This is a genomic window from Flavobacterium cutihirudinis (assembly GCF_003385895.1).
Classification (GTDB): Bacteria; Bacteroidota; Bacteroidia; order Flavobacteriales; family Flavobacteriaceae; genus Flavobacterium; species Flavobacterium cutihirudinis.
Genome location: NZ_QRDQ01000007.1, coordinates 578,719 through 600,994, shown reverse-complemented (window position 1 = coordinate 600,994; position 22,276 = coordinate 578,719). Strand labels below are relative to the sequence as shown.

The window sequence follows — 22,276 nt, the reverse complement described above, 5'->3', positions numbered from 1 at the left end:
ATCTTCGCGTGAGGGATAGAGCCAAGCTACCGAAGTAGCGGCGAAAGCCCGACAGCAATAAAAAAAAGACCCAATGAACGCAAAGTTGATTGGGTCTTTTTTTTATTGGTGGCACGCCCAAATATTAATCCTTGGAATTTGGACTTGATCGGTAAGCAACAGGCGGTGTAATTTTTCCTGTTGAAATTTCTTCTTCTTCGAATAACAATTTAATGTTTTCGTAAGAGTTTTTAAGCGCATCTTTGATTTGTTCCGGGTTTAGCCAAGCCACTTTTTCGATTCCTTCTTCAAGCTGTCCGTGTGGTGTTCCTTCAAAATCAGATTGCATTTCGAACCAATGCGTGATTTTGAGTTTGTATTTTCCGTTGCGTTTGAAAATATGATACGTCTTTTGCAATTTATTGATAATACGAAGCTGATTTACTCCGGTTTCTTCTTCAACTTCTCGCATTGCAGTGGCTTCGATATCTTCGCCTTTCTCGATTCCGCCTTTTGGTAAGTCCCATTTTCCATTTCTGAAGATGAATAAAACCTCGCCTTTCTTATTGTACACAAAACCTCCGCCGGCTTTATTAACCGGAATTTTGGCTTTCAGGGTTTTCATTATCTCACTTTCATCGGGATGATACAGAATGGCTTTTTGAATTTTATTTTGAAAAATTTTTATGATAAGCTGTTCGATATCAATACTCTCTAACAAGAACAATTGGAAATCTGTTTCGCGTGAGATTTCATTTGTCAAAAAAAGTGGTTTGTCGTTCACAAAAACTTTATACATTTGTACTATGATTTTTAATAAAGATACTGCCGAAAAAACAGCCGAATTGCTTTTGCAAATAAATGCAATTAAATTGAATCCCGAAAATCCTTTTACATGGGCTTCTGGTTGGAAATCTCCTATTTACTGTGATAATAGGTTAATTCTTTCATTTCCGAGCATCAGAAACTATGTTCGTGATGAATTTGCTAAAAACATTGAAAAACAATTTGGAAAACCTGACGTGATTGCCGGTGTTGCTACCGGAGCCATTGGTGTTGGTATTCTGGTTGCTGAAAGTTTGGGTCTGCCATTCGTTTATGTGCGTCCGGAACCAAAAAAGCACGGAAGACAAAATCAAGTGGAAGGTTTTTTACAAAAAGGACAAAATGTTGTAGTTGTTGAAGATTTAATCAGCACTGGAAACAGTAGTTTGATGGCTGTGGAAGCTTTGCGTAATGAAGGTGCCAACATAAAAGGTATGGCAGCGATTTTTACGTACGGTTTTAATGTTGCTGAAGAAAACTTTAAAAATGCTAATATCGACTTGTTTACATTAAGTAATTACGAGAATTTATTGGATTTAGCGGTTCAAAAACAATACATTACAGAAGATCAGCAATCGACCTTGCTTGAATGGAACGCAAGTCCATCAACTTGGGGACAGGAATAGATTTTAGATTTTCTTAAAGTCGCTTTGCTCCTTTTAGAATTTATCTAAAGTTTTAACTTTGCGATCTTAGCGTTTATTTATAAAACCTTGTATATTAAAAAAATCTTAGCGCCTTTTGCGTTAAAAATAAAAAAAACAATATGAACTTAGAAAGTCCAAAAGTTACTGTTCAGAAATCAGCTCAGGATTTATTTAATCAATTGACTGACGTTAAGAATTTTGAAAAATTAATGCCGGATAATATCGCTAAATTTGAGGTAATTGGCGAAGATGCTTTTATTTTTGGATTGAAAGGCATGCCGGAAATCAAATTAAAGATGAAAGATAAAGTAGCGTCAAATAAAATTGTTTTGGGTGCTGCTAGCGATAAACTTCCGTTTACTTTGACTTCAAACATTGACAGTGTTTCTGATTCAGAAAGTGCTGTTCAGCTGTTTTTTGAAGGTGAATTCAACGCTATGATGGCGATGATGATCAAAGGGCCAATCAGCAAGTTTATTGAGACTCTTGCAAACAATATGAACAAGCTTTAATAATGGTAAATTATTAATTGTCAATTATAAATAGAAAGCCCGATTTTACAATCGGGCTTTTTATTTGAAATGCCACAAAGACGCTAAGACACAAAGATTTAAAATTAAATAAAAAAAACTTTGTGGCTTAGCGCCTTTGTAGCAAAAAAAACTTAGCCTCTCAGAATCTTAGTATCTTAGAAACTTAATAAAGCATCTGAACCTCTTTTATATCAAATTCTGAAACAGAATCGTCTTCAAGTAAAACCTGCAATTTTCCAATTGAAGATACACCTTGGATAATTCCCATGAAATTTTGTACTCCAGCATTCAAATCTAAATTCTTAAAAGGCATTGGAATACCTTTTCGAAAAAGCGAATGAAAATAATCGTCCCAAAAGATCGAAGCTGAAACAGACCATGAATCAATTTTTTCTTTGATTTTTTCAATAATCAATTCTGGCAAAATTTCTTTTTCAAGAGTATTTCCTAAAATAACCGCCAAAGAAGAAGCATGAGGCAATTCATCAAAATTAGTTTGGTTTACATTCAACCCTAATCCGACAACTGACACGATTCTGCCATCACTTTTGATGGTGTTTTCGATTAGTATGCCACCAATTTTTTTATTGTATGACATAATGTCGTTTGGCCATTTTATACTTAAATCAGGAATATTTAATGATTTTAAAACTTGAATTACACTCAAAGAAACAATGAGGCTCAAATTAAAAACTTGTTCATTCTCTGGTATAAAATCCTTTACCAAGACACTCATAATTAAGTTTTTACCAGATTCTGACTCCCATTTCGAGCCCATCTGCCCTTTCCCTTTTGTCTGATTTTCAGCCGTTACCACTGTAAAATTGGCAAGTTCATCACGGCTAGACAATGCCTTAAGAAAGTCGTTTGTAGAATCTATGGCATCGAGTTTGATTAGTTTCATTCAAGTAATTTTAAATTAACTTAATTTAATATTTTGTTAAGGTTCAAAAATAATCACAAAATTTGGTAACTTTACAAATTCATAAAAATAATTCATGGCGAAAAAGACTATTAATAATGATGTTCTATTGGCGAACATAATCAAAGGGATTGAAGAAGTAAAAGGAAATGATATCGATATTCTTGACTTACGAGAAATAGACACGGCTGTTTGTGACTATTTTGTCATTTGCAACGGAAGTTCTAACACCCAAGTTAACGCCATTGTAAACTCTATTCAAAAAACTGTATCAAAAGACTTAAAGGATAAACCTTGGCACGTAGAAGGAACCGATAACGGAGAATGGGTTCTGATGGATTATGTGCATATTGTGGTACACGTTTTCCAAAAACACATTCGTGAATATTATAATATCGAGAGCCTTTGGGGTGACGCCAAAATAACTACAATCGAAAACAAATACTAAAGAAAAAAATTTTAAATGGCTAAAGATAATAATCCAAATCCGAGTAAATTTAAAATAAGTCCCTGGTTAATATACACTGCAATACTTCTAATTTTTCTATTTATAAGTTTTGCAACCGGTGGATCTAATATGAGCGAGCCTGCTCAATTAAAATCGTCTGACATAGATAATATGTTGGCAAAAGGACAAATTAAAAATGTTATTATTTTTAATAATAAAGATGCTGAAATCTACCTTTCTGATGCAGCATTAAAAGATCCGGCAAATAAAAAAGTAGCTAAAGATATCTTCGACAGACCAAATAAAGGCCCACATTACACCACAAAATTTGGTGATTTAAAGTCTTTTCAGGAAAAGTTAGACAGAGCTAAAGCTGAAAAAAAATTAGTCGATTACGATTTCAAAGAGGCAAACAACTGGAGTGACATTTTCATCAGTCTTCTTCCAATCATCATTATTATTGGTGTATGGATTTTCATTATGCGTAAAATGTCTGGCGGAGGCGCTGGCGGAGGCGGACAGATTTTCAATATTGGAAAATCAAAAGCAAAACTATTTGATGAAAAGACTGATATCAAAACAACATTTAAAGATGTTGCAGGTCTGGAAGGTGCAAAAGAAGAAATTCAGGAAATTGTAGAATTCCTTAAAAACCCTGAAAAATACACTAATTTAGGAGGTAAAATTCCTAAAGGAGCTTTACTTGTAGGACCTCCGGGAACTGGTAAAACTTTATTGGCTAAAGCTGTTGCTGGCGAAGCTCAAGTGCCTTTCTTCTCATTATCAGGTTCTGATTTCGTAGAAATGTTCGTTGGTGTGGGAGCTTCTCGTGTACGTGATTTATTCAAACAAGCAAAAGAGAAATCTCCTGCGATCATCTTTATCGACGAGATTGATGCTGTTGGTAGAGCGAGAGGAAAAAGCAATATGTCAGGCGGAAACGACGAAAGAGAAAATACTTTGAACCAATTACTGACAGAAATGGATGGTTTTGGAACAAATTCTAACGTAATCGTATTGGCTGCAACAAACAGAGCTGATGTTCTTGATAAAGCTTTAATGCGTGCAGGTCGTTTTGACAGACAAATTTTTGTTGACTTACCGGACATTCGTGAAAGAGCTGAAATTTTTGCTGTTCACTTGGCTCCTATCAAAAAAGTTGAAGGATTAGATTTAGATTTCTTAGCTAAACAAACTCCTGGATTCTCTGGTGCTGATATTGCTAATGTTTGTAACGAAGCTGCACTTATTGCTGCCCGTAATAACAAACCAGCTGTTGACAAACAAGATTTCCTTGATGCTGTTGACAGAATCATTGGTGGTCTTGAAAAGAAAAACAAAATCATTACTCCAGAAGAAAAAAGAGCAATTGCAATTCACGAAGCGGGTCACGCTACGGTAAGCTGGATGTTGGAACACGCTGCACCACTTATTAAAGTAACAATTGTTCCTCGTGGTCAAAGTTTAGGAGCTGCATGGTACCTTCCGGAAGAGAGACAAATCGTAAGAACAGATCAAATGTTAGACGAAATGTGTGCTACAATGGGTGGAAGAGCTGCTGAAAAAGTAACTTTTGACAGAATTTCGACTGGTGCATTGAGCGATTTAGAAAAAGTAACACGTCAGGCTCGTGCTATGGTAACGATTTACGGTTTGAATGAAAAAATTGGAAATGTTACTTATTATGATTCGAGCGGACAAAGCGAATATAGTTTCTCAAAACCATATTCTGATGAAACTGCAAAAATTATTGACAAAGAAATTTCAGAATTAATTGAAGGTCAATACCAAAGAGCTATTGAAATTCTTGAAGAAAACAAAGACAAGTTAAATCAGCTTGCTGATATACTAATCGAAAAAGAAGTTATCTTTAAAGATGACTTAGAAGCAATTTTCGGAAAACGTACTTTTGATAAAAATTTAGAAGAAGTCGTTTCGTAAATTATTCAATAAATATGTAATATTTTTTAAAATCTTAATTCAAAATAGCCTTTTGAATTAAGATTTTTTTATCTTTGAACGTTTTCAATTAACATGTAAAGTATTTCATATAAAAATGAATTTTTTCAAAAAAATATTTGGGTCCGGTGATTCCGCTTCTGACGAAGAAAACGAAAGCGAATACGGAGGAAATCCAGTTCAGAATAGTCATCTATCTTTAGATGAACAATTCATTTTCAATTTTAAGAAAAATGGAGGTAAATTTTTGTATTGCGAAAACAAACAAGAAGTTGCTGAACAGTTTGAAAATATCCTTGAAGAAAATGATTGGTTCGAAAAAGAAGTTTTATGCTACGAACCAGGTCTTTTTCATTTATTGGAAGAAAACAAATTACAATATATTTCACCGAGAACTCCTAAATTTTTGCTAGCTTCCTGCGAGAACCTTATTGCAGATGAAGGCTCGATTTTGTTTTCATCAAAACAAATCAGACAAGACAAACCAAACGAATTACCTGCGAATATTGTTATAATAGCCACCACAAGCCAAATTCTGCCAATGAAAAGCGACGGATTGAGTGCTATTAAACGCAAGTACGAGAGAGACTATCCGACTAACATTACCACAATAAAATATTTCGAAAAAGCTAAAGAAGAAGATTTTACGCAATACGGAAGCGTAGCAAAAAATCTATATTTACTGCTTTTAGAAGATCTTTAAGATGAATGAAACACTGAAGAGGACCATTTCTGGTGCTGTTTATATCGCTCTCCTATTAACATCAATTCTGTTTTCTACTGAAAGCTTCATTATTCTTTTTGGGATCTTCTTAATTATTACAATTTATGAATATTCTAATCTGGTTCATCTAAATAAAATCTTCTCGATTCTATTTGGGGTGTTAACGTATTCTATAATTGTTCTTATTAGTCATTACAACAAACAGACCACTGCTTTTTTGAATAATCAATTCAAAACAGATTTAAGTCTAGATGCAAACATTCAAAAACTGGATATTATACTTTTGGCTATTACTTTAGTAGTATCCATCAAGTGTATTTTGTTTCTATTTTATGATTCTGTCCAAAAAGTAAGTGTCTCATCAAAGTATTTGTATCTTTTAGGATACATTACACTTCCTTTTGTGTTTATCGTTAAAATTTCTTTTGGGACTAATGATTACAATCCGAAGATCATTTTAGGGTTATTTATTCTTATTTGGACAAACGACACTTTTGCCTATCTGGTTGGAAAATCAATGGGAAAACATAAATTATTTGAAAGGGTTTCACCGAAAAAAACAATAGAAGGTTTTTTAGGCGGTGTTGTTTTCGCAGCATTTGCAGGCTTTTTAATTTCTAAATTATACATTCAGCCGAATCCTGAATTTAGCAGCAAATCCATTTTAATATGGACTATTATTGCCTTAATTGTTAGCATTTTTGGTACAATTGGGGATTTAATAGAGTCGAAGTTTAAAAGAATTTCCGGAGTTAAAGATAGTGGTTCTATCATGCCGGGACACGGTGGTATCCTAGATCGATTAGATAGTGTTATATTTGTAGCACCAATTATATTTTTATTTTATCAAATTTTATATTATGTTTCATAAAGAAGGAGGACCATCCATTTTATTAGGTACTATTTTTGCCGTTGCTGTATTGCTAATTGCCGACAAATTCATTGATATTGCCTGGCTTAGAATGCTTGTTCAGATTGCCGGCGTAGTAGTTTTGATTATTATTTTGCAATTTTTTAGAAATCCGAAAAGAATTGCAATCAGAAACAGCGATCATATCCTTGCTCCTGTTGACGGTAAAGTTGTGGTTATTGAAGAAGTATATGAAGGCGAATATTTTAAAGATAAACGTTTACAAGTATCTATTTTTATGTCACCTATCAATGTTCACGTAACTCGTTATGCTATGGACGGAATTATTAAATTCAGCAAATACCATCCGGGAAAATTTTTGGTTGCCTGGCATCCAAAAGCAAGTGAAGAAAACGAAAGAACTACAGTTGTAATCGAAAATGAATCTTTCGGACAAATTTTATACAGACAAATTGCTGGTGCATTGGCACGAAGAATCGTAAACTACGCTAAGGAAGGAATGCAAGTTGTTCAGGGAACTGACGCAGGTTTCATTAAATTTGGTTCAAGAGTAGATTTATTTTTACCTTTAGGTACACAAATCAATGTTGAACTGAACCAAAAAGCAATTGGCGGAAAAACTATTATTGCTACAAAAGCATAAATGGCAGATAAAGATTTAGATACTCGTTTTTCAGAAGCTGTTGAAACTGCATTACAAATGACGCAAGCTTCTTTGCCGCAAGATGTGCAGCTAAGACTTTATGCTTATTACAAACAGGCAACTTTTGGTATGGCAGTTTACAATCAGCCACAAAATTTTGATTTACGAGATGCTTTCAAAACAAATGCCTGGATGCAAATAAGCCACATTTCGATTGACGAAGCAAAGGAATGTTACATTGAAATTATCAATTCACTAACATCAAAATAAATTATTATGAAGAAAATGAGTATTCGTTTTGGTATTATAGCTTCATTTTTCATGTTATTTTCTTGTAATGACAATAATAAACTCACAGAGGTTGTTGAAGTTCCGCTTCCTACAAAGGAAGAAAAAATCCTAATTGGAAGTCCCGATGACGTAAAAGCTGATCCAGGATCTTTCGGATTGACTAAACTTCCATTTGCTTATGACGGACTGTCTCCTGATATTCGATCACTTACTTTAGAAACGCATTATTCTAAGCATTATGTAACGTATACTAATAATCTGAATAAGGAAATTGTTTCTACAGAGTATGAAAACATGCCAATTGAAGATATTCTAAAAAAAATGGATCTTAGTAATGCCAAACTTCGTCAAAACGCGGGAGGATACTATAATCACACTCTATATTTCAATACCTTAAGTCAAAAAGAGCAAACTCCAAAAGATACACTTGCTGGGTCTATAAATAAAGAATTTGGATCTTTTAACAATCTTACAAACCAATTTAAAGGTCAGGCCGAAAAACAATTCGGTTCGGGTTGGGTTTGGCTGGTAGTTGACCTATATGGAAGGCTACAAGTAACAACAACGGATAACCAGGATAACCCTTTAATGAAAAATGCTGTGATTCGTGGAACTCCAATTTTAGGAATCGATTTATGGGAGCATGCTTATTATCTGGATTATCAAAACAGAAAAGGAAGTTACATTGATGCTTTTTATCAACATATAAACTGGGAAAAAGTAAACGAAAACTACAAAGAGGCTTTAAAGAAAGTCAAAAAAGTATAAAACTTTAAAAAAGCTGATACAATATGTATCAGCTTTTTTTATATCTTAAATGAATCTTAGCTATGAAATCATGAAAGATATTGCAAACCGTTTTATAGAAAATCCACTTTTATCACCATCAGATATTCCGCCAAGCAGAGACGGACTTGAAATTACTTGTCTTCTTAATCCTGGCGTATTTCAGTTTCAAAACAAAATATGGCTCGCAGTACGTGTTGCTGAGAGACCAAAACAAACAGAAAACACCATTTCATTTCCTATATTAACTCAAAACGGGACGATACAAATAATAGAAATTGCAAAAGATGATCCTGAACTTATTGCTACAGATGCGCGCGTCATCAATTATAAAGGAACTGACTACTTGACAACTTTATCACATATTAGACTGCTTTGTAGTGAAAATGGAAAACAGTTTTATGAACCAAAAGATTATCCACATTTAGTAGGCGAAGGAATATTAGAAACATTTGGAATCGAAGATTGCCGTGTCACCTTACTAGAAGGTCGTTATTATCTCACTTTTACCGCTGTGTCTGACAATGGCGTTGGGGTCGGTTTACGTACGACAACGGATTGGAAGATTTTCGAAAAACATGGGATGATACTTCCTGCTCACAATAAAGATTGTGCCATTTTTGAAGAAAAAATTAATGGATTGTTTTATGCTCTACATCGTCCAAGCAGTGTAGATATTGGAGGAAACTATATCTGGATAGCCTCTTCTCCAGATGGCGTTCATTGGGGAAATCATAAATGCATCGTTAAAACAAGAACCGGTTTTTGGGACAGCAAAAGAGTTGGTGCCGGAGCCGCTCCAATAAAAACAGAAAAAGGCTGGCTTGAAATATATCATGGAGCAAACGAATATCATCAATATTGTCTGGGCGCATTTTTAATGGATTTAGAAAATCCGGCTAAAGTTATTTCCAGAACCGAAACTCCAATTATGTTCCCTAAAACAAATTATGAACTGAGCGGTTTCTTTGGAAATGTGGTTTTTACAAATGGTCATGTTCTAGAACCTGATGGCGATACACTGACCGTTTATTATGGTGCTTCAGATGAATTTGTTTGTGCTGCTCATTTTTCAATCAAAGAAATCTTGTCGCTTTTGATTGGTATTTAAAACAAAACGGGCTCAGAAAAAAAATCTAAACCCGTTTTTTATTTATTGTCCTTTAAATTTTAATTTACTTCATAAATAAATGATTCAGAAGGCTTTATTTTAACTCTTGCTATTCCTTCTCCATTTTTCACTGTAAAATACGTTTTATTTTCAGAATACAACTTATCTACCAATACATAATACGAACCGTCTTTCAGTTTCCATTTCGAAATAACATCAACAGGAACTTTTAATTCAAATTCACTTGTTTTTTCCGAAGAGAAATTAGCTACAATAATTAATTTCTGCTTTTCTGACCAACGCACATAAGAATAAATCAAATCATCATAACCTGCATTGTTTTGACGATTAACAGACTGAATCTGTTGAAAACTTCCCATTAAAGCCGAACTGTTAATTGAAAAATTCAGCAATCTTTTATAAAAATCACGCAAATTTTTCTCTGAGTCTGAAAGTTTTCCACCGTCAAATTTTCCTTCATTCATCCAACGCTGATGATTTGGAACTCCGATATAATCGAAAATAGATGTTCTCGAGCGTTTTCCAAAACCGGCATCTTCATTTCCGGCCTCTCCTACTTCTTGTCCAAAATAAACCATTGTTGGTGAAGTGCTAATTGTTGTTGAAACCACCATTAAAGGTTTCCCTCGTTCCGGAGATCCAGCAAATTCAGGACTTGCCAAACGCTGTTCATCATGATTGTCTAAGAAATGTAACATATGATGCTCTATATCCGACATTCCTTTCTGTATATCTGAAAGTCCATCAGGAGAAGATTTTCCTCGAATTACGTCTTTCAACTTATCATAAGTTTCGACTTTATCATACAAATAATCCATTTTTCCTAAACGGATATAATTTCGGTATTCTTGCGGATTATAAACCTCTGCCAACAAAAACGCGTTTGGGTTTTTCATTTTAATAGCCGAGTTCATATAACTCCAAAATTCATAAGGAACCATTTCGGCCATGTCATAACGAAATCCATCTACTCCTTTTGCAGTCCAGTATAATGCAATTGATTTGAACTTTTTCCATGAATCCGGAACCTCTTTATCCTGCCAAAATGCAAAATGCTCTTCATAACCTTTCTCGTCAAAACCTGCCGGAAGTTCAGGAAAATCTTTAGAGCCATCAGGACGAACTCCATAATTAACTTTTACTGTTTCGTACCAGTCATTTTGATCTGGTTTTGCTTTTCTTGAACCATTTCCGGTCCATTTTGCAGGATTTTCATCAAAAACGCCATCAACCAACATATTTTTTTCTCCGTTTAACGGAATATCTCCATCTGGAATTTCAAAATGAGTTTTCGGAATGTAATAGAAATTATTATCTCTCTTATATTCAACATTTACGTCATCATCGGCGCCAAAATCCTTAACTCCTTCTGGATTATTCTTTCCTTCATATTTTCGTGCAATATGATTGGGAACAATATCAATAAGAAGTTTTAAACCTGCTTTATGTGTTCTGGCGATCAAATCTTCGAATTCTTTGAGCCTATTGGCAGGATTAACAGCCAAATCAGGATTTACATTATAGTAATCTTTCACCGCATATGGCGAACCGGCACGACCTTTTACTACTTCAGGATCATCATTTGAAATTCCGTAAGCGGTGTAATCTCGTACCAATGCATGATGCGGCACGCCAGTATACCAAATGTAAGTAACTCCTAAATCTTTGATTTCATGCAACGCTTTATCAGTAAAATCATTAAACTTACCTACACCATTTTCTTCGATTGTTCCCCAAGGTTTGTTTGTACTGTTTTTATTCCCAAACAAACGCGTAAAAACCTGATAAACTACTACTTTTTTGTTGGTAGTTTTTTCTTCTTTTGATTCGCTCATTTTTATATTTTGCGTTTTACATGCAGTGAAAAACAAAGTTGCAACCATTCCTGCAACAATAAATCGTTTATGTACCATATTCTACTTTAAAATCTAATTTTTAAAAGTCTTTCGAATGAATTAGACATTCGAAACCATTTTCTAAATTTAGTCTAATTTTTAAAGTTCAAATAAGTCTCTCTTAAAATTAATTATAAATCAGCAAAAAATACTTTACTACAACGTAAGAGTTGGTGATTTTGTTGATAAAATCTAAATTTAAAACATACATTAAGAAACAGCAACTTTTGAATTATAAATTAATCCTAATAACAATATGAGGTTCTATCCTTTTTCATAAATTTGACAAAAATTTAATAAGTTGAAGAAATCACTCTTTTTCATATCACTTTGTTTGCTTTTGCTAAGCGTACAATTTGCTTTTGCACAGGCACCCAAAAAAATTAACATTGAACATTCTGATTTTTTAGATGTTGATCAAGCTACGGCACCTGATGCAGTCTTACTTACCGGAAATGTAAAAGTAAATCATGATGGCGTTGTACTTACTTGCAATAAAGCTTATTATTTTCAGAAAGAAAACTACCTTAAAGCTTTTGGAAATGTACAATTAGTTCAAGGCGATACTTTATTCTTAAACAGTAAATATGCCGAATACAACGGAAATATGAAAAAAGCTTTTGCAACAGGAAATGCCGTTATGACATCGCCTGATGCAACTTTGCAAACTGACACTATCAATTTTGACCGAAATGTTCAGGAAGTTTTTTACAACACCAAAGGAACAATCGTCAATAAAGACAATACTTTGGTCAGCAAATCAGGACGATATTACGTCGAACAGAAAAAATTCCAGTTTCTGACAGAAGTCACTATCACAAATCCGAAATACGTTATAAAATCAAATCATTTAGATTATTACAGTAATTCCGGACATACTTACTTGCTCGGACCATCAACAATTACAAGTAAAGCCAATTATATTTATACCGAGAAAGGGTTTTATGACACCAAGAAAAATCTCGCGCATTTTCTTCGGAAATCTTACATTAAATACGATGATAGGCGCATCGAAGGAGATAGTTTGTACTATAATCGAAATATCGAATTTGCATCGGCAACACGAAATGTAAAAATTACGGATTCAATTAATAAAGGCATCGTAAAAGGGCATTACGCCGAATTATACAAGCTGAAAGATTCCATGTTTGTAACCAAAAGGGCCGTTGCTATCAATTTGGTTGAAAAAGATTCGGTTTACATTCACGGAAAAAAATTAATGGTAACCGGAAAAGAAGGCGAACGTATTTTAAGAGCTTACAATAATGTCCGCTTTTTTAAAGTTGATATGAGCGGAAAATGCGATTCTATACATTCAAATTCAAAAACAGCATTGACAAAACTAATTGGACATCCCATTTTATGGAATGGCGAAAACCAGATTACAGGAGACGTAATGCATTTGATCGGTGATAATAATACCAAAAAATTAGATTCTTTAAAAGTTCTGAATAATACTTTTCTGGTCTCTCGGGATACGTTGGGAACCGGTTTTAACCAAGTTAAAGGACTAAATTTATTTGGGAAATTCCGAGACGGAAAACTGCATGATGTTGATATAATCAAAAATACCGAGGTAATTTATTACAGTCGAAATGACCAAAACGAACTTGTGGGAATCGATAAAAGTGTAAGCAGTAAAATCAATTTGATTTTGGAGAATAACGCTATTGAATCGATTACGCTTTTTAATAACGTTGACGGAGATTTATTCCCAGAAGCCGAATTACCAGAAAATGCCCGAAAATTAAGAGGTTTGGTCTGGCGTGGCGATGAAAGAATAAAATCGAAAGATGATATTTTTTCACCCGAAGACAATGAAATGAACGAAAAATTAATTCAGGAAGGAAAAGATCAGGAAGCCAAAGACAAAGATGTTCCAATGAAAGTAAGGAAAGAAACTTTGAATTACGACAAGAAAAAACCTGCTGCAAAACCTGCAATAACACCTAAGAAAAAATAGTTTTCAGTCGCAGTCATAGTTTTCAGTTAAGTTTGAAACTGAAAACTGCGACTGAAAAATGAGACTAAACTCAGAATCTTAACTTCTAAGCAACTTAGTACCTTAAAAAATGAATCCAGATTTTATAAAATACCAGGCACAAACGTCTCCTTATCCATTAGGAATGGAGGTTTCGCATGCCATTGGATCTTACATATACGATACAAACGATAAAAAATACTTAGATTTTGTTGCAGGTGTTTCCGCTTGTACTCTTGGGCATCAGCATCCGAGAGTGAATCAGGCAATTAAAGACCAATTAGACAAATATTCGCACGTAATGGTTTACGGAGAATATTCACAAAGTCCGGCTGTACAATATTGCAAATTAATGGCTTCGCTCCTGCCCGAATCTTTAAATAAAACCTATTTAGTCAATTCAGGCACAGAAGCAATTGAAGGCGCTTTAAAACTAGCAAAAAGAACTACAGGACGCAGTCAATTGATTTCTTGTCACAATGCTTATCATGGAAATACCATGGGATCAATGAGCGTTATGGGATTTGAGGAACGCAAACAAGCTTTTCGTCCTTTGCTTCCGGATGTTGATTTTATTACATTCAATAACGAAGACGATTTAGAAAAAATAACTACAAGAACCGCTGCAATTCTTTTAGAAACAATACAAGGAGGCGCAGGATTTATTCAGCCTGAAAATAATTTTCTGCAAAAAGTCCGTAAACGCTGTGATGAAGTTGGAGCTTTAATGATTGTCGATGAAATTCAACCCGGATTCGGAAGAACCGGAAAACTTTTTGGTTTTCAGAATTACGACGTTGTTCCTGATATTGTTGTAATGGGAAAAGGCATGGGAGGCGGAATGCCGGTTGGTGCCTTTACTGCTTCAGCAGAGAAAATGGATCTTTTAACAGAAAATCCAAAACTAGGGCATATCACCACTTTTGGAGGTCACCCTGTCATTGCGTCAGCCTGTTTAGCCACTTTGCAAGAATTAACTGAGACTAATTTAATGCAAGAAGCGCTAGAGAAGGAAAAACTCTTCAGATCACTTTTGGTACATCCTTTGATAAAGGAAGTTAGAGGAAAGGGATTAATGCTTGCCGCGATGACCGAAAATGCAGAAATAACAAATGAAGTTATTTTGAATTGCCAGGATAAAGGACTGATTTTGTTTTGGTTACTTTTCGAAGGATGCGCCATAAGAATCACACCGCCATTAACAATTTCCGAAGAAGAAATTAAAGAAGGCTGTTCCATAATTTTAAGCGTTATGGATGAAATACTGAAAAAAGGCAAATAAGCTAAAAATGAAACTGATTTCTAATCGCGTTTTCAGTTTCGAAAATTAATAGAATAACAACCAAATAATCTTTTAAATATCAGAAGATTATGATTAAAAACAGAACCTTGATTCTGTCCATATTGTTAATTAAATTGTTCACAACAATTAATTTTCCTTCCCCACATCAATAATATGGTTGCCTAATTTTATAACAGGCTAATTTCAAATAAAACAAAGTATGCAATTAAGCAACGAAGAAGAAGATTATAACCTATCCCTATCCAAATTTGAGTCAATGTTAAAAACTAACAAAGTACTCTTTTTTGATTCTGAAGAATTCGAAGAAATTATTCTTCATTATTTGGATATAGGTAAGGCTAATTTAGCAAAAAAGGCCTTAAAACTTGCATTAGATCAGCACCCAAAATCTACAGGCTTAAAATTAGTACAAGTAGAAATGCTGGTTTACGATGACAAACTCGAAATTGCTGAGAAGCTTTTAAATGAGTTGTATGCAATTGAACCTAACAACGAGGAAATTTACATCCAGAAAGCCAATATCTGTTCTAAAAGAGACCAACACGAAAAAGCGGTAGAGCTGCTTAAAATTGCGTTGCAGTATACTGACGACTACGCAGACGTGTATAATCTTATTGGAATGGAGTATCTTTTTATGGATAACCTTGAGATGGCAAAAGACAGTTTTATTAAATGTCTTGAAGAAGATTTAGAAGATCAGTCTGCATTATACAATGTTGTTTATTGTTTTGAATTTTTAGATCAAAACCAGGAAGCCATTGTGTATCTTAACGATTACATCAACAAAAATCCTTACAGCGAAATTGCGTGGCACCAGCTTGGACGCCTGCATTATGGAGTAAAAGAATACGAAAATGCGATTCGTGCTTTTGATTATGCAACCTTAATAGACGATGAATTTTTGGGGGCATTTATGGAAAAGGCGAAATCATACGAACGTCTTAAAAAATACAATGAAGCAATTGAAAGCTATAATCGTACGATAGAACTAGACGACGCAACTTCTTATGCATTGCTGCGAATTGGAAAATGTTATGAAAAACTTGGGAATTCGATAAAAGCGCTTCAATATTACAATCAGACTGTACATGAAGATCCTTTGTTGGACAAGGGATGGATTGCTATTACAGATTTTCATGTTCGTCAAAAAAACTTCCAAAAAGCCTTATTTTTTGTCAACAAAGCTTTAGCAATCGACAATCAAAATCGTTTGTACTGGAAGCGATATGCGACCATAAACAAACAAATGAACTTTTTTGAAGAAGCTGAATTTGGATATAGAAAAGCTGTGGAATTTGGTGATTACGCTTTAGACACCTGGTTATACTGGGTTGATATTCTTCAATTTTTAGGAGAATTTGAAAGTGCTATCCAAACCTTGTTACAGGCTTCAGAGTACTTTCCGGAAGAAAACGAAATCGAATATCGTCTTGCCGGTTTATACTTTATGATTCAGGACAATACGAAAGCTAAATTTCATTTAAGCAATGCCTTACGCCTAAACTTCGATAATTACATATTAATCGAAGACTTATTTCCGGTAGTATGGACAAAAAAAATGGTAAAAAATTATATCGAAAAACACAGAAAATAATAATGATTGGTATTCTAAAAAGACGTTTTGGCTTATTGGGCCGCAATATTAGTTACTCATTTTCAAAAGGGTATTTTACAGAAAAATTTAGTGATGAAGTTTTTGCCGGCAACAGCTACGAAAATTTTGACATTTCAGAAATCGATCACCTGACCGGATTAATTAAAAACAATCCGGATTTGAAAGGCTTAAATGTTACCATTCCATACAAAGAGCAAGTCATTCCGTATTTAGATAAACTTTCAAGAAAAGCACAATTAATTGGTGCTGTAAACACTATTAAATTTACCAAAAACGGAAAATTAAAAGGCTACAATACCGATTATTACGGCTTTAAAAAATCTTTAAAACCGTTATTAGAGCCACATCACAAAAAAGCACTCATTCTGGGAACAGGAGGCGCTTCAAAGGGAGTTGCTTATGCGCTAGAAGAATTAGACATTCCCTATACATTTGTTTCCAGAGAAGCAAAGGAAAATATTATTGACTACAATCTAATCAACGCGACAACATTTGATAATTTTCAAATTATTATCAATTGCACTCCTGTTGGTACAAGTCCAAATATTGAGGCCTGCCCTGATCTTCCTTACGAGTTTTTTACCGACAGACATATTGCTTATGACTTAATTTATAATCCGGCAGAAACACAATTTCTTAAAAATGCAAAAGAAAGAGGTGCCGTAATTAAAAATGGTTATGATATGCTAATTTTTCAGGCAGAAAAAGCATGGAAAATCTGGAACAAATAAAAAATAAAATGTTAAAGTAATTTTCGTAAATTAGTCTACTCATTAATAGACTGTTATGAAAAAACTTTTACTTTATTTCAGCATTTTATTTCTTATTTCCTCTACTGCAAAAGCACAAGATGAAGATATTAGTAGGGTCGATAGTCCCTTTTCGGAGCCCCGCTACCATTATTTTCTTCAGACTATCTTATTGTACAATGAATATTTGGATACAGATAATGGCTCGTTTAACACCACTAATTTGCGCGTTTTACAGCCGATAGGCAATAAAGCATGGAATTTGAGATTTGATCTTCCTTTAATTTCAACCAACTCAAATTCCATCAACCAAACCGGACTCGGAGATATTGCCGCAGGAATTAGTTATATTCCCTATTTCAAAAAAAACGACGGAATTGGCCTAAGAACCCGTGTTGTCTCAAATTCGGCTGTAGATCCTAGTTTTGGAAGCGGAAAATGGGTCGTTATTCCTGCCTTTATTTTCGCAAAATATTTCAAGCAAAAACAATTTTTATGGATTTCTACTGTTGAACATTCTCAAAGCTTTGCAGGATCAAGCAATAGAAATGATGTAAGCGTTACTCTTTTTGAAAATAATCTTTTGTGGTTCTTTGGAAAAAATTGGCTTGCGACAGATGTTGCTTTTAGATATAATTATTTTCTTGACGGCTTTCAGAATAATGCTTTTATGGAATTCGGTCGAAAAATTACTCCAACAAATTTGGTTTACGTACACCCCAGCGTTGCCTTTGGAGGCGAAAAATCATATAATTTTGGTGTCGAAGTTGGTTTACTAGTTTTGTTTTAAACCAAATTCGTAATTCTGTTTTTTATCGTTTTTATTTAAATTACAGTTGAAGCACTAAAAAAGCATCTAACCGTATTTCAAAATAATGAGCAAAAATTAACATATCAATCTATTATATCATATCAATTAACAGTTAATTCATAGTAAAATAGCGTATAAACAAACGATTTATTTTGTATTTAGAAACACCTTTACTATCTTTCGCACTGTTAAAGTAAAAACCTTATACATTTACAATGTTAGAAGAAAAGAATGATAACCTGCAGGAAGCAGACGGAAAATTAGGAATCGAAATTACGGATTCTACTCAGGAAGATGCAATTGAAACATTGAATTCTGGCAGTACAGTTGAAAATGAAGTTTCTGAAAAAGAGGCTCAAAACACCACTGAAAGCGAAGAAAACAATCACCAGACTGCACTTGATGCTATCACAAATTCTAATGCTGAAGAAAGTGAAGATGAAACGCTAAAAGAGCGCCATGATATTCCTATGAAGGATTATGACACCTTTGCACTAGATGCTCTTGTCGATGAATTAAAAAAACTAATTCAAATAGACAAGGTAATGTCTGTTAAGGATCATATTGAAGAAATCAAAAAATCATTTTTACTACAATACAATCATTTAATTGAAGAGAAAAAAGAAGAATTCAACGCTTCTAAACAAGATCCAAACGAGGAATTTGAATACCATTCTCCTTTAAAATCAAAATTTGACGAATATTATAATGTTTTTAGAGAAAAAAGAAATGCTCACTTTAAGCATTTACAATCAAATTTAAAAACAAATCTTGAGAACAGACTTGCCATAGTTGAAGAACTAAAAGAACTAATAAACCCTCAGGAAAACATAAAAGACACACTTAAGCATTTTAATGATTTAAGAGAAAGATGGAAAAATGCCGGAGCTATTCCTAAAGACAAATACAATCATGTTTGGAATAACTATCATTTTCATGTTGAAAATTTCTACGATTATTTACATCTGGATCGTGAAGCAAGAGATTTGGATTTTAAATACAATTTAGACCAAAAGCAAAAAATAATTGCAAGAGTTGAAGAGTTATTAAACGAAACAGATATTAGCAAAGCTTTCCGTGAATTACAGGACTTGCACCGTATCTGGAAAGAAGATATCGGACCTGTTTCTAAAGAACACCGCGATACGATCTGGAATAAGTTTAGTGAACTGACTAAAAAAATTCATGATAAAAGAGAAGTTTTATTCGAAAGCCAAAGAGCCAACGAACAACAAAATCTTGAAGCAAAAAAAGCAATCATTGCTAAAATTGAAGTTTTAGGAACAGAAAAAGTTAACTCTCACTCACAATGGCTTGTTCAAATTCAGAAAGTTGAAGGTCTTAGAAATGAGTTTTTCGCAGCCGGAAAAGTACCAGCAGAAGTAAACGAAGAAACCTGGGCTGCTTTCAAAACGGCAGTTAGAAATTTTAATGCTTTTAAAAATTCATTTTACAAAGACATTAAAAAAGATCAAAACGACAATTTGAACAAAAAAATGGCTTTGGTTGCAAAGGCTAAAGAACTTCAGGAAAGCACTGATTTCGGTTCAACAACACCTGTGATGAAACAAATTCAGGAAGAATGGAAACAAATTGGTCATGTGCCTAAAAAATATTCTGATAAAATCTGGAAAGAATTTAAAGATGCCTGCAACCATTATTTCGACAAATTAAAAGAACACAAATCAGAAGAAAATGTTGATGAAATCAACGCTTTCGATAATAAAAAAGCATATTTAGATATTTTAAGAGCTTACCAACTAACTGGTGATCATAAAACGGATTTGGATGCTATAAAAAAACACATCGAAATCTGGAAAGGTTACGGAAAAGTACCTTTTTCAAGACGTCATATTGAAGGCAAATTCAATAAAATCCTTGATGCTCTTTTTGAAAAACTAAGCTTGAGCAAGAAAGAAACTGAAATGATGCGTTTTTCTAACCGAATCGATTCTTTATCTGACAGCAATGATACTCGTAAATTAGACAACGAAAAGATTTTCCTAATGCGTAAAATTGAAGAAGTTCAAAACGAAATATTTCAACTTGAAAATAATATTCAGTTTTTTGCCAATACAAAAAACGCTAAAAAAGAAAATTCAATTGTTCTAGAAGTGCGTAAAAACATTGCTATCCATAAAGAAAGTCTCGAAGTATGGAAAGACAAACTAAAACAATTAAGAAATTTAAATCAGGAATAGATTTAGATCTTTACAAATAATCAAGGTGCAATTAAAATTGCACCTTTTTTTTTGCATTTCACTGAGAGATAACAAATTAATAAAACGAGACCACAAAATATTGATTATATTTGATATTCACTTTTTACAACTGATAATCAAACCATTAAAAACTATATTAATCCTTAAAACTATAAATATGAAATTTACCAGAAAAGCTCATGCAAATTGGAAAGGAACCGGCATGGAGGGAAAAGGAACTATAAGCACTCAGAGCACAACTCTTGACAATGCACAATTATCATTTAAAACCAGATTTGCTGACGGTGTTGGAACAAATCCAGAAGAACTTGTTGCAGCAGCACATTCTGGCTGCTTTACGATGCAATTAAGTTTTTTATTAAACGAAGGAGGTTTTACTGCGGATGATTTAACTACAGAAGCTACAGTAACGTTTGAAGATGGAACAATTACATTAATACATCTGGAACTAAAAGGAAAAGTTCCTTCGATTTCTGCAGACGAATTTGCTGCAACTGCTGCCAAGGCTAAAGAAATATGTCCAATATCAAAACTTCTAAACACAACCATTACATTAAATGCTGTTTTAGAAAATTAATCTAATAGTAAGACATAAAAAAAACCATTCACGATGTGAATGGTTTTTTTTTATATTCTATAACAATCTATTACATTGTTGCTTTTAAAGCTTTAGCTTCAGCAGTCATTTCTAACGCGCTGTAAACTCCTAACAAAGTTTTAGATACACTTTCATTCTTAGGATCTAACTCATTTGCTTTTTTAAGGTAAGGAATAACACTTTTGAAAACACCTTCTCTTTGTGCTTTTAAAACATCATAACGCTTCATATCTTTAGCAGAAGTACCCAATTTATTCATCTCATCGATAATTGGCTTTTCAGCTTCTAATTTCAATGCAGCAAGGTTAAGGTAAGCATTTGTATAGTTAGGATTAACTTCAATTGCTCTTAAATAATACTTTTCAGCATCTGCATTATTACCAGCATTTGCACTTAAAACACCTAAATTAAATACTAAATCAGCATTGTTTGGCTCTTTTTGTAAAGCTTCACCAACTAATTTTTTGTAAGTATCATAATCTTTAGTCTCAAGATATAAGTTAGCTTCTGTTAAAAGTAAAGAAGAATCATCTGGATTTGTTTTTCTTGCATCAGAGATAGCTTTTTTAGCTTCTTCAATTTTTCCTTTTTGAACCAAAATTAAAGCTAGATTTTTGTAAATCTCTCCTCTTTTTGATGGAATAGCCTCAGTTTTAGGCTTTTCGTGAGTACCTAATTTTACAGCTAAATCTCTTTCTTTTGCACTATTGAAGCCATCTTCATTCTTTGTAGCTTTGTTTACTGCAGTGTAGCTTGTTCCTTTTCCTGAATAATTGATTTTTTTCAATTCTTCATACATTGGCAATGCAGTATCAAAATCTTGTGCATTTACAGCAGTTGAAGCTGCATAGTATAAATTAATTGTATCATTTTTATCTAACAAATAAGCATCATATAACTTTTTAGCTCCTTCAGAGTTTTTGTTAGCCTGAGTATCTTCAATAGCTGAATTGATCAATTTTCCTTTAATATCAGTAATTGAAGTAGCCGCCTGAGTAGAATACTTTTGTTTTCCAGATGCTTTTTCAATTTCAATTAATTTTTTGTAACTGTCAGCAGCTAAAGATAAGTTTTTACTTTCATCTACCTTTTTATTAGCCAATTCTAAATAACTATTCCCTTTTACAAAATAAAACTGCGCCTGCTCAACATCTTTAGCATTTGCTATCATGTTCTCTGCGTCGTTTAAGATTGAAACTGCTCCTTGAGCATCTCCACTTTTTAAAGCTTTTTCAGCACTTTTAATCTGATCTTTCTGAGCAAAAGTAGCTAGTGAAATCAATAATGCTGATGCCAATATTACATATTTACTTTTCATAATATTCAATTTGTGTATTTAATT

The 22,276-nt window shown here is 33.6% G+C and carries 21 protein-coding genes; 17 read left to right on the top strand and 4 right to left on the bottom strand.

Translation table 11 applies throughout. The features are described 5' to 3' along the window. Positions 1–124: 124 nt before the first annotated feature. Positions 125–778: an NUDIX hydrolase gene (locus BD847_RS02595; protein WP_115886698.1), complete on the bottom strand. Its 654-nt coding sequence runs from the start codon at positions 776–778 to the stop codon at positions 125–127. Between the two features lie 7 nt (positions 779–785). Between BD847_RS02595 and pyrE the strand changes: the two genes are divergently transcribed. Both pyrE and BD847_RS02585 read left to right on the top strand, forming a co-directional pair. Beyond that, positions 786–1,430: an orotate phosphoribosyltransferase gene (gene pyrE / locus BD847_RS02590; RefSeq protein WP_115886697.1), complete on the top strand. Its 645-nt coding sequence runs from the start codon at positions 786–788 to the stop codon at positions 1,428–1,430. A 140-nt stretch (positions 1,431–1,570) separates the two neighbouring features. Continuing rightward, positions 1,571–1,963 (top strand): SRPBCC family protein, encoded by a 393-nt coding sequence (locus tag BD847_RS02585; protein WP_115886696.1) that lies wholly within the window; start codon positions 1,571–1,573, stop codon positions 1,961–1,963. 184 nt (positions 1,964–2,147) lie between these two features. Here BD847_RS02585 and BD847_RS02580 read toward each other — a convergent pair whose 3' ends face one another. After that, positions 2,148–2,888, bottom strand: coding sequence for a biotin--[acetyl-CoA-carboxylase] ligase (locus BD847_RS02580; protein WP_115886695.1), 741 nt, complete (start codon positions 2,886–2,888; stop codon positions 2,148–2,150). 94 nt (positions 2,889–2,982) lie between these two features. Here BD847_RS02580 and rsfS point away from each other — a divergent pair, with 94 nt between their 5' ends. From rsfS to BD847_RS02540, 8 genes are all read left to right on the top strand, one after another. Then, positions 2,983–3,354 carry a ribosome silencing factor gene (gene rsfS, locus BD847_RS02575; RefSeq protein ID WP_115886694.1) on the top strand — a complete coding sequence of 124 codons (372 nt, stop codon included), beginning with the start codon at positions 2,983–2,985 and terminating at the stop codon, positions 3,352–3,354. Positions 3,355–3,369: 15 nt separating this feature from the next. Continuing rightward, entirely contained in the window at positions 3,370–5,295 is a 1,926-nt protein-coding gene (ftsH, locus tag BD847_RS02570; RefSeq protein ID WP_115886693.1) for an ATP-dependent zinc metalloprotease FtsH, read from the top strand. 115 nt (positions 5,296–5,410) lie between these two features. Beyond that, the gene (locus tag BD847_RS02565; protein WP_115886692.1) at positions 5,411–6,016 is read left to right on the top strand and encodes a lactate utilization protein B/C; all 606 of its coding nucleotides are present in this window, start codon (positions 5,411–5,413) and stop codon (positions 6,014–6,016) included. Between the two features lies 1 nt (position 6,017). Continuing rightward, positions 6,018–6,908, top strand: a complete 891-nt coding sequence (locus BD847_RS02560; RefSeq protein ID WP_115886691.1) for a phosphatidate cytidylyltransferase — start codon at positions 6,018–6,020, stop codon at positions 6,906–6,908. Next, entirely contained in the window at positions 6,898–7,551 is a 654-nt protein-coding gene (locus tag BD847_RS02555; protein WP_115886690.1) for a phosphatidylserine decarboxylase family protein, read from the top strand. Before BD847_RS02560 ends, BD847_RS02555 begins: the two co-directional genes overlap by 11 nt. Then, entirely contained in the window at positions 7,552–7,821 is a 270-nt protein-coding gene (locus tag BD847_RS02550) for an acyl-CoA-binding protein (protein ID WP_115886689.1), read from the top strand. Between the two features lie 6 nt (positions 7,822–7,827). Next, a complete protein-coding gene (locus BD847_RS02545; protein ID WP_115886688.1) occupies positions 7,828–8,610 on the top strand; it encodes a superoxide dismutase in 783 nt (260 codons plus the stop codon). A 70-nt stretch (positions 8,611–8,680) separates the two neighbouring features. Further along, positions 8,681–9,739, top strand: a complete 1,059-nt coding sequence (locus BD847_RS02540; RefSeq protein ID WP_115886687.1) for a glycoside hydrolase family 130 protein — start codon at positions 8,681–8,683, stop codon at positions 9,737–9,739. A gap of 59 nt (positions 9,740–9,798) precedes the next feature. Here BD847_RS02540 and BD847_RS02535 read toward each other — a convergent pair whose 3' ends face one another. Continuing rightward, positions 9,799–11,673 carry an alpha-amylase family glycosyl hydrolase gene (locus BD847_RS02535; protein ID WP_115886686.1) on the bottom strand — a complete coding sequence of 625 codons (1,875 nt, stop codon included), beginning with the start codon at positions 11,671–11,673 and terminating at the stop codon, positions 9,799–9,801. A gap of 283 nt (positions 11,674–11,956) precedes the next feature. On the opposite strand from BD847_RS02535, the gene BD847_RS02530 reads away from it, so the two are divergent. From BD847_RS02530 to BD847_RS02500, 7 genes are all read left to right on the top strand, one after another. Beyond that, positions 11,957–13,618, top strand: coding sequence for an OstA-like protein (locus BD847_RS02530; protein ID WP_244201549.1), 1,662 nt, complete (start codon positions 11,957–11,959; stop codon positions 13,616–13,618). Positions 13,619–13,727: 109 nt separating this feature from the next. Then, positions 13,728–14,918, top strand: a complete 1,191-nt coding sequence (locus BD847_RS02525) for an aspartate aminotransferase family protein (RefSeq protein ID WP_115886684.1) — start codon at positions 13,728–13,730, stop codon at positions 14,916–14,918. Between the two features lie 220 nt (positions 14,919–15,138). Then, a complete protein-coding gene (locus BD847_RS02520) occupies positions 15,139–16,533 on the top strand; it encodes a tetratricopeptide repeat protein (RefSeq protein ID WP_115886683.1) in 1,395 nt (464 codons plus the stop codon). Positions 16,534–16,535: 2 nt separating this feature from the next. Then, a complete protein-coding gene (locus BD847_RS02515; RefSeq protein ID WP_115887328.1) occupies positions 16,536–17,285 on the top strand; it encodes a shikimate dehydrogenase family protein in 750 nt (249 codons plus the stop codon). Between the two features lie 55 nt (positions 17,286–17,340). Then, complete coding sequence (locus tag BD847_RS02510) at positions 17,341–18,093, top strand: lipid A phosphoethanolamine transferase (protein ID WP_115886682.1); 753 nt, start codon at positions 17,341–17,343, stop codon at positions 18,091–18,093. 236 nt (positions 18,094–18,329) lie between these two features. Then, positions 18,330–20,315 (top strand): DUF349 domain-containing protein, encoded by a 1,986-nt coding sequence (locus tag BD847_RS02505; protein WP_115886681.1) that lies wholly within the window; start codon positions 18,330–18,332, stop codon positions 20,313–20,315. A gap of 178 nt (positions 20,316–20,493) precedes the next feature. Next, positions 20,494–20,913: an OsmC family protein gene (locus tag BD847_RS02500; RefSeq protein WP_115886680.1), complete on the top strand. Its 420-nt coding sequence runs from the start codon at positions 20,494–20,496 to the stop codon at positions 20,911–20,913. 70 nt (positions 20,914–20,983) lie between these two features. On the opposite strand, the gene BD847_RS02495 is transcribed toward BD847_RS02500, so the two are convergent. Next, the gene (locus BD847_RS02495; protein WP_115886679.1) at positions 20,984–22,252 is read right to left on the bottom strand and encodes a tetratricopeptide repeat protein; all 1,269 of its coding nucleotides are present in this window, start codon (positions 22,250–22,252) and stop codon (positions 20,984–20,986) included. Positions 22,253–22,276 lie beyond the last annotated feature (24 nt).

Excerpts from the sequence above, each read along its gene's own strand:
- BD847_RS02540 (WP_115886687.1), top strand. The coding sequence starts at position 8,681 with ATGAAAGATATTGCAAACCGTTTTATAGAAAATCCACTTTTATCACCA.
- BD847_RS02545 (WP_115886688.1), top strand. The coding sequence starts at position 7,828 with ATGAAGAAAATGAGTATTCGTTTTGGTATTATAGCTTCATTTTTCATG.
- BD847_RS02560 (WP_115886691.1), top strand. The coding sequence starts at position 6,018 with ATGAATGAAACACTGAAGAGGACCATTTCTGGTGCTGTTTATATCGCT.
- BD847_RS02555 (WP_115886690.1), top strand. The coding sequence starts at position 6,898 with ATGTTTCATAAAGAAGGAGGACCATCCATTTTATTAGGTACTATTTTT.
- BD847_RS02515 (WP_115887328.1), top strand. The coding sequence starts at position 16,536 with ATGATTGGTATTCTAAAAAGACGTTTTGGCTTATTGGGCCGCAATATT.
- BD847_RS02495 (WP_115886679.1), bottom strand. The coding sequence starts at position 22,252 with ATGAAAAGTAAATATGTAATATTGGCATCAGCATTATTGATTTCACTA.
- BD847_RS02550 (WP_115886689.1), top strand. The coding sequence starts at position 7,552 with ATGGCAGATAAAGATTTAGATACTCGTTTTTCAGAAGCTGTTGAAACT.
- BD847_RS02565 (WP_115886692.1), top strand. The coding sequence starts at position 5,411 with ATGAATTTTTTCAAAAAAATATTTGGGTCCGGTGATTCCGCTTCTGAC.
- BD847_RS02595 (WP_115886698.1), bottom strand. The coding sequence starts at position 778 with ATGTATAAAGTTTTTGTGAACGACAAACCACTTTTTTTGACAAATGAA.
- ftsH (WP_115886693.1), top strand. The coding sequence starts at position 3,370 with ATGGCTAAAGATAATAATCCAAATCCGAGTAAATTTAAAATAAGTCCC.
- BD847_RS02500 (WP_115886680.1), top strand. The coding sequence starts at position 20,494 with ATGAAATTTACCAGAAAAGCTCATGCAAATTGGAAAGGAACCGGCATG.
- BD847_RS02505 (WP_115886681.1), top strand. The coding sequence starts at position 18,330 with ATGTTAGAAGAAAAGAATGATAACCTGCAGGAAGCAGACGGAAAATTA.
- pyrE (WP_115886697.1), top strand. The coding sequence starts at position 786 with ATGATTTTTAATAAAGATACTGCCGAAAAAACAGCCGAATTGCTTTTG.
- BD847_RS02520 (WP_115886683.1), top strand. The coding sequence starts at position 15,139 with ATGCAATTAAGCAACGAAGAAGAAGATTATAACCTATCCCTATCCAAA.
- rsfS (WP_115886694.1), top strand. The coding sequence starts at position 2,983 with ATGGCGAAAAAGACTATTAATAATGATGTTCTATTGGCGAACATAATC.
- BD847_RS02585 (WP_115886696.1), top strand. The coding sequence starts at position 1,571 with ATGAACTTAGAAAGTCCAAAAGTTACTGTTCAGAAATCAGCTCAGGAT.
- BD847_RS02510 (WP_115886682.1), top strand. The coding sequence starts at position 17,341 with ATGAAAAAACTTTTACTTTATTTCAGCATTTTATTTCTTATTTCCTCT.
- BD847_RS02580 (WP_115886695.1), bottom strand. The coding sequence starts at position 2,888 with ATGAAACTAATCAAACTCGATGCCATAGATTCTACAAACGACTTTCTT.
- BD847_RS02525 (WP_115886684.1), top strand. The coding sequence starts at position 13,728 with ATGAATCCAGATTTTATAAAATACCAGGCACAAACGTCTCCTTATCCA.
- BD847_RS02535 (WP_115886686.1), bottom strand. The coding sequence starts at position 11,673 with ATGGTACATAAACGATTTATTGTTGCAGGAATGGTTGCAACTTTGTTT.